This window comes from Campylobacter sp. 2018MI01 (assembly GCF_018501205.1).
Lineage (GTDB): Bacteria > Campylobacterota > Campylobacteria > Campylobacterales > Campylobacteraceae > Campylobacter_E.
The window spans coordinates 42,760-60,205 of the sequence record NZ_JAHCZE010000005.1 but is presented as its reverse complement, the minus strand read 5'-3'; the positions used below and the strand labels follow the sequence as shown (position 1 = coordinate 60,205).

Annotated in this window: 18 protein-coding genes; 15 read left to right on the top strand and 3 right to left on the bottom strand. The window is 28.4% G+C overall.

Annotated elements, in window-relative coordinates:
* Positions 1-153: 153 nt before the first annotated feature.
* The 9 genes from KJQ97_RS02090 (at position 154) to KJQ97_RS02050 (ending at position 7,881) form a co-directional block, all read left to right on the top strand.
* On the top strand, positions 154-813 hold the full coding sequence (locus KJQ97_RS02090) for a 16S rRNA (uracil(1498)-N(3))-methyltransferase (RefSeq protein ID WP_214116905.1): 660 nt from the start codon (positions 154-156) through the stop codon (positions 811-813).
* Between the two features lie 57 nt (positions 814-870).
* Positions 871-1,071: a 50S ribosomal protein L31 gene (gene rpmE, locus KJQ97_RS02085; protein ID WP_214116903.1), complete on the top strand. Its 201-nt coding sequence runs from the start codon at positions 871-873 to the stop codon at positions 1,069-1,071.
* Positions 1,071-1,883, top strand: a complete 813-nt coding sequence (gene rsmI, locus KJQ97_RS02080; RefSeq protein ID WP_214116901.1) for a 16S rRNA (cytidine(1402)-2'-O)-methyltransferase — start codon at positions 1,071-1,073, stop codon at positions 1,881-1,883. Before rpmE ends, rsmI begins: the two co-directional genes overlap by 1 nt.
* Positions 1,880-2,566, top strand: a complete 687-nt coding sequence (locus KJQ97_RS02075; RefSeq protein WP_214116899.1) for a TrmH family RNA methyltransferase — start codon at positions 1,880-1,882, stop codon at positions 2,564-2,566. The genes rsmI and KJQ97_RS02075 overlap by 4 nt, the downstream gene beginning before the upstream one ends.
* Positions 2,559-3,584: an MICOS complex subunit MIC60 gene (locus KJQ97_RS02070; RefSeq protein WP_214119802.1), complete on the top strand. Its 1,026-nt coding sequence runs from the start codon at positions 2,559-2,561 to the stop codon at positions 3,582-3,584. The genes KJQ97_RS02075 and KJQ97_RS02070 overlap by 8 nt, the downstream gene beginning before the upstream one ends.
* On the top strand, positions 3,584-4,378 hold the full coding sequence (locus tag KJQ97_RS02065) for a hypothetical protein (RefSeq protein ID WP_214119801.1): 795 nt from the start codon (positions 3,584-3,586) through the stop codon (positions 4,376-4,378). The genes KJQ97_RS02070 and KJQ97_RS02065 overlap by 1 nt, the downstream gene beginning before the upstream one ends.
* Positions 4,378-5,622: a homoserine dehydrogenase gene (locus tag KJQ97_RS02060; RefSeq protein ID WP_214116893.1), complete on the top strand. Its 1,245-nt coding sequence runs from the start codon at positions 4,378-4,380 to the stop codon at positions 5,620-5,622. Before KJQ97_RS02065 ends, KJQ97_RS02060 begins: the two co-directional genes overlap by 1 nt.
* Before the next feature lie 94 nt (positions 5,623-5,716).
* Positions 5,717-6,913, top strand: coding sequence for a NifS family cysteine desulfurase (locus tag KJQ97_RS02055; RefSeq protein WP_214116891.1), 1,197 nt, complete (start codon positions 5,717-5,719; stop codon positions 6,911-6,913).
* Positions 6,913-7,881, top strand: coding sequence for an iron-sulfur cluster assembly scaffold protein (locus tag KJQ97_RS02050; protein WP_214116889.1), 969 nt, complete (start codon positions 6,913-6,915; stop codon positions 7,879-7,881). Before KJQ97_RS02055 ends, KJQ97_RS02050 begins: the two co-directional genes overlap by 1 nt.
* Before the next feature lie 459 nt (positions 7,882-8,340).
* Here the strand turns inward: KJQ97_RS02050 and KJQ97_RS02045 are convergent, their stop codons facing one another.
* Positions 8,341-8,844, bottom strand: a complete 504-nt coding sequence (locus KJQ97_RS02045) for a MotE family protein (RefSeq protein ID WP_214116887.1) — start codon at positions 8,842-8,844, stop codon at positions 8,341-8,343.
* Positions 8,841-9,731 (bottom strand): DMT family transporter, encoded by an 891-nt coding sequence (locus tag KJQ97_RS02040; protein ID WP_214119800.1) that lies wholly within the window; start codon positions 9,729-9,731, stop codon positions 8,841-8,843. Before KJQ97_RS02040 ends, KJQ97_RS02045 begins: the two co-directional genes overlap by 4 nt.
* Before the next feature lie 215 nt (positions 9,732-9,946).
* Here KJQ97_RS02040 and KJQ97_RS02035 point away from each other — a divergent pair, with 215 nt between their 5' ends.
* Genes KJQ97_RS02035 through KJQ97_RS02025 form a run of 3 tightly spaced genes read left to right on the top strand, consistent with a single transcriptional unit; the run spans position 9,947 to position 13,243 of the window.
* Entirely contained in the window at positions 9,947-10,609 is a 663-nt protein-coding gene (locus KJQ97_RS02035; protein WP_214116882.1) for a thiol:disulfide interchange protein DsbA/DsbL, read from the top strand.
* Positions 10,610-10,620: 11 nt separating this feature from the next.
* Positions 10,621-11,379, top strand: coding sequence for a protein-disulfide oxidoreductase DsbI (dsbI, locus tag KJQ97_RS02030; protein WP_214119799.1), 759 nt, complete (start codon positions 10,621-10,623; stop codon positions 11,377-11,379).
* Positions 11,380-11,407: 28 nt separating this feature from the next.
* Positions 11,408-13,243: an aryl-sulfate sulfotransferase gene (locus KJQ97_RS02025; RefSeq protein WP_214119798.1), complete on the top strand. Its 1,836-nt coding sequence runs from the start codon at positions 11,408-11,410 to the stop codon at positions 13,241-13,243.
* Between the two features lie 23 nt (positions 13,244-13,266).
* Here KJQ97_RS02025 and KJQ97_RS02020 read toward each other — a convergent pair whose 3' ends face one another.
* The gene (locus KJQ97_RS02020; RefSeq protein ID WP_214119797.1) at positions 13,267-13,992 is read right to left on the bottom strand and encodes a tetratricopeptide repeat protein; all 726 of its coding nucleotides are present in this window, start codon (positions 13,990-13,992) and stop codon (positions 13,267-13,269) included.
* 165 nt (positions 13,993-14,157) lie between these two features.
* Between KJQ97_RS02020 and KJQ97_RS02015 the strand changes: the two genes are divergently transcribed.
* Genes KJQ97_RS02015 through KJQ97_RS02005 form a run of 3 tightly spaced genes read left to right on the top strand, consistent with a single transcriptional unit; the run spans position 14,158 to position 17,356 of the window.
* Positions 14,158-15,159, top strand: coding sequence for a Fe(3+) ABC transporter substrate-binding protein (locus KJQ97_RS02015; RefSeq protein ID WP_214119796.1), 1,002 nt, complete (start codon positions 14,158-14,160; stop codon positions 15,157-15,159).
* Positions 15,156-16,745, top strand: coding sequence for an ABC transporter permease (locus KJQ97_RS02010; RefSeq protein WP_350028216.1), 1,590 nt, complete (start codon positions 15,156-15,158; stop codon positions 16,743-16,745). Before KJQ97_RS02015 ends, KJQ97_RS02010 begins: the two co-directional genes overlap by 4 nt.
* On the top strand, positions 16,742-17,356 hold the full coding sequence (locus tag KJQ97_RS02005; protein ID WP_214119794.1) for an ABC transporter ATP-binding protein: 615 nt from the start codon (positions 16,742-16,744) through the stop codon (positions 17,354-17,356). Before KJQ97_RS02010 ends, KJQ97_RS02005 begins: the two co-directional genes overlap by 4 nt.
* Positions 17,357-17,446 lie beyond the last annotated feature (90 nt).

The following is a 17,446-nucleotide window of genomic DNA, read 5'->3' as shown; positions in this document are numbered from 1 at the left end:
TATTTGCTGTTATTTTAATTTTAGGAATTTCTATATTTCAATTTATTAAATTTAAAAAATATAGAAAAAGCAAAGAATATTTAAAATTTAAAAAATTAAGTTTATTTTTAGAGCTTATAAAATTATTTGCTATTTTAATTGCAGGATTTAACAATGTTTTATTATTTTAATGATTTAGCAGGTAGTGAAGAAATTGTTTTAGATAGTGAATTAGTATCTCATTTTAAAGCTAGGCGAGAACAAATAGGAAATATAGTAAATATAAGTAGATTAGATGGGTTTTTATACAAATATGAAATAATATTTATGCAAAGAAATAAAATCATTTTAAAAATGCTAGAACAATGTGAATTTAAAGCAAATAAAAGTGGTGTAAAAATTGCACTTGCTATGATAGAAATTGATAGTATTTTTGAAATTGCACCTTATTTAAATGAATTAGGATTAGAAGAATTATTTTTAGTTTATACAGATTTTTCTCAAAAATCTTATAAATTTGATGATAAAAAACTAGCTAAACTTGAAAAGATTTTGCATAATTCAAGCTCACAATGTGCTAGGGCTGATATTTTAAAAATCACAATTTTAAATAATTTAGCCGAACTTAAAAAACTTTATAATGATTTTGTTTTAATTGATTTTAATAAAAATGATTTATGCGAGTTTAATAAAGATTGTTTATATGTAATTGGCCCTGAAGGTGGTTTTAGTGAAAAAGAAAGGAATTTATTTAAAACTCAAGGTTTAAAAATTACAAATATTTTAAAAGCAAAAACGGCTATTATAAGCATAAGTTCAAAAATTTTAATGTAGATTTAATGTAATTTAAGATACAATCACAGCTTTATTTATGCCAAAAAGGAAAATATTATGAAAAAAGACATTCATCCAGATTATAAAAAATGCACTGTAACTTGTGCTTGTGGAAATACTTTTGTAACTAAATCAAATAAAGAAGAATTAAGAGTAGATATATGCTCAAGTTGTCATCCATTTTTCACAGGAAGTGAAAAAATTGTAGATGCTGCAGGTAGAGTTGAGAAGTTTAAGAAAAAATATTCAATGCAATAATGCTTTATTTCGTTCCTACACCAATAGGAAATCTAGGCGATATTTCATATCGTGCTTTAGAAGTCTTGCAAGTTTGCGAGTTAATTTTTTGTGAAGATGTGCGAGTTTGTAAGGCTTTACTTAATTTATTAAGTAGTAAATATAATATAGAATTTAATATAAATAATTTCATATCACTACATTCACACAATGAAAAAGATTTTGATTTTTCTAAAATTGATTTTTCTAAAAATATAGCTTATTTGAGTGATGCAGGTATGCCTTGCATAAGTGATCCTGGAATTTCACTAGTAAAATATGCTCAAGAAAATGATATAAAATATAGTGTTTTGCCTGGTGCAAATGCTGCTATTACTGCACTTGTTGCAAGTGGGTTTTCTGATAAGGAATTTATATTTTTAGGATTTTTAAATATCAAAAAAAATCGTCAAGCTCAAATAGAAAATGCTCTAAATCAAAGCTATCCTACTATTATATATGAAGCTCCTACAAGGATTTTGGATTTAGTATTAGATATTGCAAAAATTGATGAAGATAAAGAATTATTTTTAATTAAAGAAATATCAAAAATGTATGAAAAAACCTATAAAGATACTGCTAAAAATCTAGCAAATATTTTAAAAAATGAGAATTTAAAAGGCGAATGGGTAGTAGTTATAAATAATGAAAATTCTATTTCAAATTCTAATATAAATTCTCAAGATATTTTAAATCTTAATATAAGTTTAAAAGATAAAGCGAAATTATTGAGTAAATTAAATGGGCTTAGCCCAAAACAAAATTATGAAAATTTATTAAAGAGTGAAAAATGATAATTTACGGCAAACAAGTGCTAATGCACTATATTACAAAACATCCTGAAAAAATAGAAGAAATATATTTAGCAAAAGATTTAGATAAAGATAGCTTTAGACAAATTACAAAATTAGGCAAAAAAATCCATAAGTTAGATTTTATTAAAGCTCAAGCAATGGCAAAGGGTGGAAATCATCAAGGCTATTTAGCAAAAGTTAGCGAATACGAATTAGCAAATATAAATGAGTTTAAAAAATTTGAAAAAATTGTTTTATTGCACGAATTAAGCGATGTTGGAAATATAGGTTCAATTGCTAGAAGTGCTTATGCTTTAGGGTTTGATGGGATTATTCATTCAGGAAATAATATTAATATAGAAGCAGTTATGCGTTCTAGTGCTGGTGCTTTACTTGAATTAAAATTAGCATTTACTAAGGATATTTTAAGCTTGGTTAATGAATTTAAGCAAGTTGGTTTTAGCTTTTATGCTGCAAATAATTCAGAAAACGCTAAAGAGCATAATAAAATAAAATATGCTACAAAATCGGTTTTAGTTATGGGTAGCGAAGGTAATGGACTTAGTTCTAAGATTATTAAATCTTGTAATGAAGAAGTAAAAATTACTATGAAAAATAATTTTGATAGCCTAAATGTTAGTAATGCTTTTGCTATTTTAGGCGATAGGATGATAAATGAATGAAGTAGATTATTTAAAAAGTTTTTCTGTTAAAGAAATAGCTTTAAAAACTCACTTAGATGAAGCTAGAATTAAAGCAATAATTAATAAAGATTATGAGAATTTAAGTAGTGTTAATATTGCAATGAATATAAAGATTTTAGAGCGTGAATATAATATTGATTTTAGCGAATGGTTAAATGAATATAATGAATATAAAAACAATCATTTTAAGGACAAAAAAAATTCTTTAAAAGTAAAACCTAAAGTAATGGGTTATAACTCTGATAAGGAATCAAATAGTAATTTAGCTTATTTTATATATCTTAGTTTAGCTACTATTATTGTAATAGCTGGGGTTTTTTATTATTTTAATTATTATGATGAAAATTCTCAAGAAGTAGTAGAAAATACCACAACTCAAGAAAAACCAATAGAAGAATTGCAAGTAAATCAGCAAGAAAATTCTACACAAACCAAAACTCAAATAGAACCTATTAAAGAAGTAAAAGAAGAAATAAAACCAGCTACTCCTTTAGTAGAGAAAAAGCTTGAAGAAGTAAAAGAAGATAAAAAGCCTGAAAATTTAGAAGAGAGTAAAATCAATACAAAAGAAGAAACAATTCAAATTCCAGCACAAGTAGAGCTTATTCCTGAAATAAAACCACAAGAGATTAAAACTCAAGAAGTTAAAGTTCAAGAAGTAAAATCTAATGAAATTAAAGAAGAAAAAGCAGAGATTATAGAGCCTAAAGTAGAGATTAAAAAAGATAATAAATTATTATTAAGTCCAAATTCTAAGGTTTGGGTTAGTGTTAAGAATTTAAAAACAAAAGAAACTAAAAATTATATGATAGTAAAAAGTGCTAGTTTTACTCAAGACTCTTTAATTTTTGTTGGTAATAACTTATTCACCCTTGAATTAGATGGTTCTAAGATAGAATTACCTACCACAAATGATGCTAGATATATTTTATTTAAAGATGGAAAAGTTACTTTTTTAAGTCAAAAAGAATATACAAAATTAGATAAGGCAAAATAATGAAAAAATTAATATGTTTATTTGTATTAGCTAGTTTTTCTTATGCTAATTCATCTTATGAAATAGCTTCAAAATTAGTAAATGACGATAGCAAAGATGCAAAGCTTAGATTATTATTTCCTAGCGGGTCTTATATGCAAGGAAATATGCCAAATATTAAAGCAATTACTCAAGTTTTAAAAATGAATTCTTTATTAACTTATGCTTATTCAAACGCTACAAATATGCAAATTAAATTTAGCGCAAAGGCAAAAGCAGGGATATTTTTAAAGGCTATTACAAAAGCTTATGAGCAAATAGGAATTAATTATTATTTAGTTAGTGAATATGTAAAAAATAATGATGAAATTAGTGTTGCTTTTACGATTAATTCAAAATTTAGTATAGACCCAGGTGCTTTATACGAAGCTTTAAAAAAGACAGGGGTATATATAATAGATGCTAGAAGAAATCAGAATGAATTTAGTTATGAACTTGATTTTAGCAGAGCAAATATACAAGCTGATTTTGAATTAAATAAAGGCGATTTATTAGAGCTTACTAAACCACTTGATGCGTATTTTATAAAAGTGAATAATATTTCTAAGCTCGTAATTGATAGAAATTTAAATAATATTTGGTATCCAAAGATTGAATTTTTGGATAAGAATTTAAATCTTATTTCAACTTATAAAAGTGAAAATAATTTTAAAGAATTAAATGTAGCAGTTCCTAAAATGTGTGCTTATATGATAGTAGGAGATGCTTTTACGCTAGAAAATATTAGATTAGGATTAAATATAAAGGGAATGTAATGAAAATAGCTTTATTAGGGTATGGAACGGTTGCTAGTGGTGTAGCAAAATTAATCAAAACAAATTCTGAATTAATTCAAAAAAGACTAGGCAAAAAATTAGAAATTTCTTTAGTTTATACAAGAGAGCATAAGGCAAATTGTCCTTATACTCAAACAAGTAATTTTGAAGATATTTTAAATAGCGATTGTGATGTAGTGTGCGAATTAATGGGCGGGACTACATTTGCTTATGAGTGCATTAAAAAAGCTCTTGAAAAAGGAAAACATGTAATAACAGCTAATAAAGCTTTACTTGCTTATTATCGTTACGATATTGAAAATATGCTAAAGCCTAATCAATATTTTGGCTATGAAGCAAGTGTTGCTGGTGGTGTGCCTATTATTAAAATTATCAAAGAAGGTTTAAGTGCGAATAAATTTAATTGTATTAAAGGTATATTAAATGGCACTTCAAATTACATTCTTACAAAAATGCAAAATGAAGGCTTAAGTTATGAAATAGCTTTAAAACAAGCTCAAGAATTAGGCTATGCAGAAGCTGATCCTACATTAGATATTAACGGAATGGACGCAGCACATAAACTAACCATTTTAGCAAGTCTTGCTTATGGAGTTAATATAAAACCTGAAGATATTTTGGTTCAAGGAATTGATAAGATTAGCAATGATGATTTTTATTTTGCTAAAGAATTTGAATTTGGAATTAAGCTTTTAGCAATTGCAAAACAAAATAATGATAAGGTAGAAATTAGAGTTCATCCAACATTAATAGATAAAAATCATATCTTAGCTAGTGTAAATAATTCTATGAATGCTATTTTACTTAATGATAATGCTTTAGGAGAGAGTTTGTATTATGGAGCAGGTGCAGGAAGTCTTGAGACTGCTAGTGCTGTTTTAAGCGATTTAATGCAAATAGCTGATAATAAAACTCGTAAAATGCTAGGATATAATGAATTACCAGTGGTATCTTTAGTATCAACTTGCGATATAACTTCTAAATATTATTTAAGATTAAGTGTAGATGATAAGATAGGTGTTTTAAACAAAATTACAAGTTTAATGAGTAATAATGAAATTAGCATAGATAGTCTAATGCAACGCCCATCAAAAAATCAATCAAGAACGATTTTTATTACAACTCATCTTGCAAATGAAGCAAAAATCAATAAATTATTGCAAGAATTACAAGTTCAAGAATTTGTAAAAGATGAAATTAATTTAATAAGAATAGAAGAATAGTAATTCATTTAATAATTTGGAATATTATTTATAAAAGATAATTTTTATCCCATTTTAAAAAATGGATAAAAAAGCTTTAGGAAAAGGAAAGGTTATGAAAGAAATTTATTTAGACAATAACGCTACTACTATGATAGACCCAAGCGTTTTTGAATTAATGAAGCCGTATTTAGAAAATATATATGGCAATCCAAATTCACTTCATCGCTATGGTCAAGCTACTCATAAAGCATTAAATGATGCTTTAAATAAATTATATAGCGGATTAGGAGCGAGTGATTTAGATGATGTGATTATTACATCTTGTGCTACTGAAAGCATAAACTGGGTTTTAAAAGGAATTTATTTTGATGAGATTTTAAATAAAGATAAAAACGAAATCATTATAAGTGGAGTTGAACACCCAGCAGTTGGTGCAGCCTGTGCTTTTTTGGAAGCTAGATTAGGTGTTAAGGTTAAAACTTTACCTGTAAATAGCGAAGGCACTTGCAATGTTGATGATTTAAAAGCAATGATAAGCGATAAAACAGCACTTGTGAATGTTATGTGGGCAAATAATGAAACAGGAATGATTTTCCCTATTAAGGAATTAGCTCAAGTTGCACACGAGCACGGAGCTTTATTTCACACTGACGCAACCCAAGCAGTTGGTAAAATAAAAGTTGATTTTAGAAGTGCAGGAGTTGATTTTGCGTCATTTTCAGCACACAAATTCCACGGGCCAAAAGGCGTTGGTGGTCTTTATATAAAACAAGGTTTAAAACTTACTTCATTACTTCACGGCGGAGAGCATATGGGTGGTCGTAGAAGTGGGACATTAAATGTAGCTGGAATAGTTGGAATGGCAGAAGCGTTAAGACTTGCTAATTTAATGCTTGATTACGAAAACTCTCATATAAGAAGATTAAGAGATAAATTAGAAGATGAGATTTTAACAATTCCTGATGTTAGTGTAGTAGGAAGTAGGGCAAATAGAGTTCCTAATACTATTTTAGCAAGTATTAAGGGTGTTGAAGGTGAAGCGATGCTATGGGATTTAAATAAGGCTGGAATTGCAGCAAGTACAGGAAGTGCTTGTGCTTCTGAAACTCTTGAGAGTAATCCTATTATGGAAGCAATAGGAGCTGAAGCTGATTTAGCTCATACGGCTTTAAGATTAAGTCTTAGTCGTTTTAATACAGAAAGTGAAATTGATTACGCAGCAGAACAAATTAAAGCAGCAGCTAAGCGTTTAAGAGCAATTTCTAGCACTTACGCTTATTCTCCAAGCTGGCTTAAAAAGGATAAATAATGGCAAAAAATAATTTAATAAGTGGTTCAATTTGGGATGAATATTCACAAAAAGTTCAAGATTTAATGAATAATCCAATTCATATGGGTGAGCTTACAGAAGAAGACGCAAAAGCTACTAATACAAGATTAATAGTTGCTGATTTTGGAGCTGAAAGTTGTGGCGATGCTGTTAGGCTTTATTGGTTAGTAGATGAAGCTACTAATATTATTAAGGACGCAAAATTTAAAAGCTTTGGCTGTGGGACTGCAATTGCTAGTAGTGATACAATGGCAGGACTTTGTATAGGTAAAAGTGTTGATGAAGCTGTAAAAATTACAAATATAGATGTGGAATTTGCAATGCGTGATAATCCTGATACTCCTGCAGTTCCACCTCAAAAAATGCATTGCAGTGTAATGGCTTATGATGTTATAAAAGCTGCAGCAGCTCAATATAAAGGTATTAACCCTGAAGATTTTGAAGATGAGATTATAGTTTGTGAATGTGCTAGAGTAAGCCTAAAAACTATTAAAGAAGTAATAAAATTAAATGATTTAAAATCAGTTGAGCAAATTACTCAATATACTAAAGCAGGTGGCTTTTGCAAATCTTGTGTAAGACCTGGTGGCCATGAAAAAAGAGAGTATTATTTGGTTGATATATTGGCTGAAACTAGAGCTGAAATGGATAAAGAACGCTTGAAAAAAGCTAATTTAAGTGATAATTTTGATGATTTAACCGTTGTAAAACAAATTAAAGCAGTTGAAGAATTATTAGATACTGAAATTCGCCCAATGCTACATATGGATGGTGGAGATTTAGAAGTAATTGATATTCAAAAAAGTAGCGATGGAATGTGTGATTTATATATTAGATATCTAGGCGCATGTAGTGGCTGTTCTAGTGGAAGCACTGGGACATTATATGCTATTGAAAATATTCTTCAAGAAAATCTTAGTCCAAACATTAGAGTAATTCCAGTGTGATTACAAAATAGGAAATATTTTTATTTCCTATTTTAATTTTTCTTATTACATATCACTCATAATATTGCTAAAGAATTTAAAATCAAATATAGTGTGTGTTGCACGCAAAATATAGTGAATTTTTTAAAATTGCTTGATGATAAAAGTTACTTAAAGCTTTAGTTATAGGGTTTTAAATAACTTTTAAAAGTATAAAAACTAATATATAAATAACACATATAATTTTTATAAAACTTCATAAAACGCACGAAATTAAATTAGCATTGAAAGTAATTTAAGGTTTTAACTAAATAAACTTAAAAAAAATATTTTATAAAAACTTTTTATAACTCTAATACAACGAAGTTTTAAATTAATTTTTAAAAATAATCTTAATTAAAACCTATAGGTTAAATCTAATATCATATTTAATTATTAAACAAAAAAATATTAGATAAACCAAATTTATAAGAAAATAAATTAATTTTGTAATTTATTTTCACTTAATAATCTTGTTAATTCTCCTGCTTTTGCTGGGGTCATTTTTGCTAGTATTGATGATATTTTTTTAGCTTCAAGACTTAAAAATATTTTTATAACTTCTTTTTCATCCATTGTTTCTAAAATAGCCGCTGCTGCTGCATCTTTCATCTTAGCATAGGCATTTGATACTTTATTTATTTTATTTTCTGTAATTTCATTTTTTAATTGTCTAATTTCGGCTAAAATTTTTGCATTATTGTTTCTAATTTCATCTAATTTATCTTGTTCTTTTTTTATCTCTTCTAACATTGCTAAGTTTTTTTCTTCTTTTTCTTTTTGAATAGCTAAAAAGGCAGCTTTATAGCTTTCTAACGCTTGTTTTGCTTCGTCTAATTCTTCTATTTTTCTATCCATTTGTATTTGTTGGCTAGCAAAATAAGCGCTACAATCTTGTGCGTAAGTAAAAGAGATTAAACTCATAAGAATTAATAATTTTTTCAAGATTTTTCCTTTTTTAACATTGTTATTAAAATACCAATCATAATTAAAGCAAATCCAATTATTTGAACGATTAATAAGCTTGTCCCTAACCATAAATATCCAATAATTGCAGCAGCTAATGGTTCGTTTGATGATATTAGACTAGCTTTACTTGCTCCTATTTCTTGCAAACCAACCATAAAAAAACCAAAAGCCATAGTAGTTCCAACTACAATTACTCCTAACATAGCAAGTATTAATTCTAAATCAATTTGTACTTCAAATTCCCAAATCTTTTGATATACACAAAAAGCAATTCCTGCAATAAGCATAGCAAAACCTAAATTAGGTAAAGGAGAATAAATCATATTAATTTTTCTAGGAATAATTGCATAACAAACTGCTCCAATTGATGATAAAAAGCATACAATTAAAGCCTTAGTAGAGATTACAAATTTATTAAAATCACCATTAGTTGATAGCAAAAAAGCTCCACATAACACACAAATTAAAGCTAGAATTTCATATATGTTAGGAAATCTTTTTTGTTCAAAACATACGATTAGCACTATAAAAACAGGGGCTGTATATTGAATTACGGTAGCAATTGCAGCATTGCTTAATTCAATTCCGTAAAAGTATGTATATTGACACATAAAAATGCCAAAAAATGAAAATATTAATAATGTAAATAGGTGTTTTGTGTTTTTAAAAATTAAAAAATTAATTTTGATTTTTCTTATTAAACAAAATAAAAGCATTAATATTCCAGCAAATAATAATCTTAATGGCACTAAAAAATCAGCATTTAAGCCTTTTTTTAAGAATATAAATTCTCCACAAACACCACTAAATCCCCAGCAAATTCCACCTAAAAAAACTAAAATTACCCCATAATTTTTACTCATATTAATCCTTTAGGTAATTATAGTTTAAATGCTATTTTATTTGCTTAATTTTTTAGATTAATTAATTTATTTTACTAAACACTTAAAGTGATTATAAATTAAATAAATAGTATGGATTTTATAATAATAATTATTGGAATTTAAAATAATTTTTCAGTTTATTTTAAAATTAAATAATTAAAATAAAAATATAATTTTAATTTAAGGAGATAAAGATGAAAGTCTTAAAAAAAGTTTCAAGTTCATTGGTTTTAGCTACTATGCTAATGGGGGGGGGTAATTTATTTGCTTTAAGCGAAGGTAATGAATACATTACATTAAGCACTCCTATCCCAAATGCTCAAAATTCAGTTTATGAAGTATGGTCTTATAGATGCACGCATTGCTATTCACATCATAAAGCAAAAACTATGGAAAAAATCCAAGCTGCATTCCCTGATGTAAAAGTTGGATATTTATTAGTAAAAACTATGGGAGATTATGGCAAGCAAGCTGCTGAAGTTTTAGCTTATGCACAAAATGAAGATGAAAAAGCAGGAAGAAAAGTTGCTGACGCACATAGCTTACACCATAAAGTAAGTGATGCTTATTTTTCAGCTTATTTTAAGAAAAATCAAAGATGGGGAAATGGTGCTGAGCCAGATAAATTTTATGAAACAGGTCTAAAAGCTTTAGGAATTGATAAAGCAAAATTAGATGAGTTTTTAGCTACCCCTAAGGCTCAAGAAATCATTGCTTCTTATGAAATCGCTGACCCTATTTCAAAGAATTTCGGAACTCCAGGTTTTGTAGTTAATGGAAAATATGAAGTAAATATTTCAAAAATTGGCTCGCCTGAAGCTTTAGTTGAGGTTATTAAAGAATTACTTAGTATGTAAGGAGTTTTGCTATGAAGCTTCTTAATAAATTAACAAGCCTACAAGAAGGTAGGCTTTTATGGATATTAATGGTTGTTGTTACACTAGGTCTTACTTGTGTAGCACATTATTTCTTTCAAGATTATTTATATATGCAGCCTTGCGAACAATGCGTATATATTAGATATGCAATGATAGTAATGGCAATAGGTGGCATAATAGCAGCTATTTATCCACATCAACTAACTAGAATTATTGGATATACTTTAGGTTTTTATGGTTGTTTAATAGGTTTTGGATTTTGTATAACTTTAAATGAAATTCACGAAGCAGTGCATAATGCAAATGCTTTTGGTGGAGTGCAAGGTTGTAGAGAAATTCCAATATATCCTTTTGCATTGCCTTTACACGAATTAGCACCAGGTTGGTTTTTACCTACTGGAGAATGTGGTCTTGATAATCCTATCGTGCCTGAAGATGCTTATGCTACTTTAAGTTCTTTTCAACAATTTTTTGTAGGAACTGAAGCGGGCGATTTTGAAGATGGATTTTATTCACAAGGTTGGTATTTAATACCTAGTTTGCATTTTATGAATATGGCAATTGCATGTTTATTATGCTTTGTATGTTGTTTTGTTGCACTTTTAGCAATGTTTATAGGCTTTATATCAAAACCTTGCAAATGTGCAAAAATTGGTGCTATTATTGTAATAGCTGTTACTTTGATTTTATTTTTTAGTGGAAATGCTATTAAAGCAGCAAAAATTGCTTCAATGGCAGCTGGAATTTGAATATATTAATTTTTTAAAGGAGATTAAAATGAAAAAGGTATTGAGTTTATTTGCAGCAGCTGCAATTCTTTCAACAAGTGCTTATGCTATAGGTGGTGCTAGTGGTGCTAAGACTGATTATCACAAACAAGGCAAAATCGGTGAATTAGTAATGAACCCTTATAAAATCGCTCCCCTTACTGCAGTTATTAAAAATGGTGGTTATAAATTAAGCGATGTTAGCGTTGAAATTGTTCCTAAGGAAAACGGAGTTCCTTTAAAATATAATGTTGCTAATAAATTTTTATTAACTCACGGCGGAATTCCAGTTTTTGGACTATATCCTAATTATTACAATACGGTTAAGGTTAGCTATACAAAAGAAGCAAATGGCAAAAAAGAAAGAGTAGAAAACGAAGTTTATGAAATGTACGCTAGTGCTATTTATGTAGAAGCTAGTGGAATTAAATTCCAAAAAGCTGCATTATTTAGTGAAGCTAAAGTAAATAAAATTGACCCAGAATTTAAAGATAGACTTTATTTTGTAAATAATATTGAAGAAAAAAGTGGAGCAGGAACTAAAGTAGTATGGAATAACCCAACAGGTGGGGCATTAGAATGGAATTATTATCCGCAAAACTTTATCATTGATACAACAGGAGAAGTTAGATGGTATATGTTAGCTACTCCAATTTATGACCTTGATAGCTCAACTATGGCTGGTGTTATGATGGGCTTTAAACAAGATACTGATGGTGCTTTAGTTTGGGGATATGGTCAAAGATATGCAAAATACGACATAATGGGAAGAGAGATTTTCAATCGTCGCTTACCTGCAAACTATATTGATTATTCACACCAACTTGATGTTGCAGCTAATGGAAATTATTTTTTAAGAGTTGCTAGTGCAAATACACTTCGCCCTGATGGTAAAAATGTAAGAACGGTAAGAGATGTTATCGTAGAAATTGATAGAGATGGTAATGTGGTTGATGATTGGAGATTATACGAAATACTTGACCCATATAGAGATATAGCATTAAAAGTTCTTGACCAAGGTGCGGTATGTTTAAATATTGATGCAAATAAAGCAGGTCAAACTTTAAGTGCTGAAGAATTAGCAAAACTTGATAGTAGTGATAAGTTTGGAGATATTGTTGGGACTGGAGCAGGTCGCAACTGGGCTCATGTAAATAGCGTTAGTTATGACCCAAGTGATGATAGTATTATCATTTCATCTCGCCATCAAAATGCGGTTGTAAAAATTGGTCGTGATAAAAAAATCAAGTGGATTTTAGGTGCTCACAAAGGTTGGAAAGATGAGTTTAAAAAATACTTATTACAACCTGTAGATAATAAAGGTAAAAAAATTGAGTGTGATGATGAATATAGTAAATGCCCAGGATATGAAAATCCTGAAGGTGGATTTGACTTTACTTGGACTCAACACACAGCTTATAGAATTCATGAATTAAGTAAAAAAGGTGTTACTTATATAACCGTATTTGATAACGGAGATAGTCGTGGTATGGAACAACCTGCGTTTCCAACTGATAAATACTCTCGTGCAGTTGTTTATAAAATAGATGAGAAAAAAATGAGCGTTGAACAAGTTTGGGAATACGGCAAACAAAGAGGTCATGAATGGTATAGCCCTGTAACTTCTCTAACTCAATATAATGCAGATAAAAACTCAATTTTTGCATATTCAGCTACTGCTGGAGCTAATTTTGATTTAGCAAATGGAGCATTCACTTCAGCACCAAATCCATACATTATGGAATTTAAATATGGCTCAACCACTCCTAGCGTTGAAATCCAATTAAAAGATACAACAGGCTATCAAGCGTGGCCGTTTGATTTAGGCAAAGCACTTAGTAAATAAGTAAAAAAGAACTAGAATTATTTCTAGTTCTTTAAATTCTTAATAAAATGTATAACAATACTTAAGGCTTTTTTGCAATCTTCTTGCTCTCCTAAGCCGCAAGATTTTTTAAAATATTTAAACGCTTTAAATAAATTATTATGTTTTACATACAAAATAGCTATATTTTTACAAGAAATCGCATTATCCATATTACAAGCTTTTAAATGATTTTCAAAACCTAATTTTTCGTTTTTCATCTTATCATTATATAAATATAATTGCCCTAAATTAAAGCAAGAATTTTGGTCATTTAACTTGCAATAATGTTCAAATATTTTAGCGGTTCTATCTAAGTTAGTATTTGTATTTATATATACGAAGGCTAATTGCATACAAGCGTCTTTTATATTTGCTTTACAACCTTTAAATAAATATGGTTCTGCTTTAATATCATCTTTTAAAGTATTAGAATAAAATATACCTAAATTCCCACAAGAAATTCCATCATTGTTATTATACTCACAAGATAATTTATAATAATATTCAGCCTTTTGTAAGCTATCTGGATTGTTTTCTTCATTATAAATAGTTGCTAAATTATTACAAGCTTTATATGATTTTTCATTACAAGAGATTATGTATAGTTCTTTTGCTTTTTCTAAATCACATTCAACGCCTAAACATTTGTGATATTTTAAAGCTTCTTTATAATAATCTTGCGAAAAAGCAATCACGCTAATTAATGCGATTAATAATATTTTTTTCATTTTTTCTCCTTTTTTTCAAGTGTCTTATTTTATTATAATTAAATATCATTTAGCAATTTAGTATTATTGATAGTAATTTTTAATTTATTTAAAAATAAAAATAATAATTGTTATAAATTTCTTGCTAATATTTCAATACTTTAAAATATTATTTAAGGAGAAAAATTGAAAAAGTTAGCTTTAACAATTCTAGCAAGCAGTGTGCTTTTAGCAAATGGTGTGGTGAATGTCTATACTTCAAGGCATTATGATTCGGACAAAATAGTATTTGACGCATTTACAGCAAAAACAGGTATCAAGGTTAATTTAGTTCAGGATAAAATTGACCCACTTATTACTAAACTAGAGCAAGAAGGCAAAGATACTCAAGCTGATTTGTTTATGACAGTTGGAGCTGGGGATTTATACAAAGCAAAATCAAAAGGCTTATTACAACCTTATTCATCAAAAATAGTTGATGAAAAAGTTCCTGCAAAATTTAGTGATAAAGACAAAACTTGGGCAGGAGTAACCTATAGAGCTAGAGTATTTGTGTATGACCCAAAACAAATTAGTGAAAAAGACCTTAGCACTTATGAAGCATTAGCTGATGAGAAGTTTAAGGGCAAGGTTTTAACTCGCTCTTCAACAGCTTCGTATAATCGCCATTTAATAGCATTTATGATAGCAAAAGATGGGCTTAACCAAACTCAAGATTGGGCTAAAAAATTAGTTGCTAATTTTGCAAGAGAGCCAAAAGGCAATGATAGAGACCAAGCAAAAGCAATTGTAAGTGGCACAGGGGCAATTGCTATTATGAATAGCTATTATCTAGGTAGAATGTCAGTATCAAAAGACCCGATTGAACAAGAAGTATTCAAAAATCTTAAAATATTCTTCCCAAATCAAAACGATGGTGGAACGCATATAAATATAAGTGGAGCAGGTATTACAAAATATGCTAAAAATGTAAAAGAAGCAACCGCTTTAATGGAGTTTTTAGTAAGTAAAGAAGCTCAAGAGATTTTAGCTCAAACAAATTACGAATTTCCAGTAAATAGCGAAGCAAGTCCTGCTGATGTGGTTAAATCATGGGGTGAGTTTAAGGCAAGTGAAATTGATTTTAACGAAATAGCAAAAAATCTTGAAACCGCTCAAGTAGTAGCTGATAAGGCTTTATGGAAGTGAGAAGATTAAGCGATTTTTTAGCTTATTTGATATTATTTATAATATTAATTCCTATTTTTTATATTATATTTTTTATAACACAGCCGATTAAAGAAAATACGGCTGTGTTATTTGATAGCTACTTAGTAGAATATCTAAAAAATACAGGAATTATTGTGCTATTTACCCTTATTTTTTCTACGATTATTGGGGTATTTTTAGCTTATTTTGAGAGTTTTTATGAGTTTAGATTTAGGAAATTTTTTAAGTTTTGCTTGGTTTTACCTTTTGCAATTCCTAGCTATTTGTTTGCCTATGTTTATGCTGATTTTTTCTCTTATTTTTCTTGGTTTAATATATTTTTAAGAGATACATTTAATATTAAAATCCATTTTGATATGATGAATATTTATGGAGTTATTTTTGTATTTTCAATATCGTTTTTTCCTTATACTTACATACTTGCAAGGGGATTTTTAGCTAGATTTGCTTCTAGTTTAATTTATAGTGCAAGAAGTCTAGGTAAAAATGAATTTGAGATATTTTTTAAAGTCATTTTGCCTTTATCAAGACCTGTTATTGTAGCTGGTGCAAGTTTGTGTGCTATGGAGACACTTAATGCTTATGGAGCGCCGAATTATTATGGTCTGCATGTATTTAGTACAGGTATTTACAAAGCTTGGATTGGATATGGGGATTTAAATGCTGCTATTAAATTAGCTGTGATTTTATTATTAATAGTATTTTTTATCTTATTTATTGAGAAAATCACTCAAAGACCTTATGAATTAGGCTCAAAACAATACGCATTAACAAGGACAAAACTTAGCAAAAAAGCCGAAATAATTGTGCTTAGCTTGTTTTTTATAATTTTATTTATTAGCTTTATTTTGCCTGTTATTCACATTTTAATATGGTTTAAGAGAAGTTATTTTGATGTTGATTATGCTAATTTATTTGCTCTTAGTAAAAATAGCTTTTTTTTAAGTGTAGTTTCTAGTGTGATTATTTTGATAATTGCTTTATTTTTAGCAGCAAATCAACGCTTTAAAAACAATAAATCAAAATTAATAATAAGCTCTTTAGCAAATATGGGCTATAGTATTCCTGGTTCTGTTGTAGCTGTTTGTATGCTTGTTATGTTTATTTTTATAGATAGAAGTTTGGCTTCTTTTTATTCTTACTTAGGAATTAATAAGAGTTTATTTTTAACTTTAAGTCCTGTGATTTTGATATTTGCTTATGTTGTTAGATTTTTATCATTAGGTTTTAATTCAATTAATTCAGGGCTTAATAGACTGCCTAGCTCACTAACTAATGCAAGGCATAGCTTGGGGATAAATCCTTTTAAAGGCTTTTTTAAGGTTGAGTTTGTTTTGATAATCCCTAGTTTGCTTAGTTCATTTATATTGATTTTTATTGAAGTGATTAAAGAATTGCCTTTAGCAAGTTTGCTTGCTACGAGTGAATTTAAAACCCTTTCGTTTGAGATGGATAGATATGCAAGTGATGAGCAGCTTGCTATGGTTAGTGCTCCTGCACTTGTGGTTGTATTAACTTGCTTTATATTATTAGTTATATTTAATTTGATTAAGGAAAGAAAATGAATTATTTTGAGTTTAAAAATGTGAGTTTTGGATACGAAAAGCCACTTTTTACAAATCTTAGCTTTAGTTTAAAACAAGGAGAAAAATTAGCCATCCTAGGAGAAAGTGGCAGTGGTAAAAGCACAATTTTAAAGCTAATTGCAGGATTTAACGAGCTAAAACAAGGAGAAATCTTTTTAGATAATGAAAATATTAGCAAAATTCCAGCTTATAAAAGAAATATAGGATTTTTATTTCAAGATTATGCTTTATTTCCACATTTAAATGTATTAGAAAATGTTATGTTTGGTATAAAAGATAAAGATAAAAAACAAATTGCCTTAGATATTTTAAATTCTTTAGATATAAAAAATCTTTTTAATTCTTATCCTAAGACTTTAAGCGGTGGTCAGCAACAACGCGTCGCACTTGCAAGGTGTATTGCTCAAAAGCCTAAATTATTGCTTTTAGATGAGCCTTTTTGTGCATTAGATGCTAATTTACGCTCTAGTGTTAGGACATTTGTTTTGGATTTTTTGAACAATTTAAACTTAACTTGCATTATGGTAACTCACGATTTAGCTGATGTGAATGCTTTAAAATCTTCAGTTTTAACATTAAAATGTGTATAAACTACACACTTTTTGAATTTTTTTACAAAAAGTTATTAAAAATGTTAAAAATTATTTTAAAATGAGCTTTTTAAAATTAATCAAAGGATT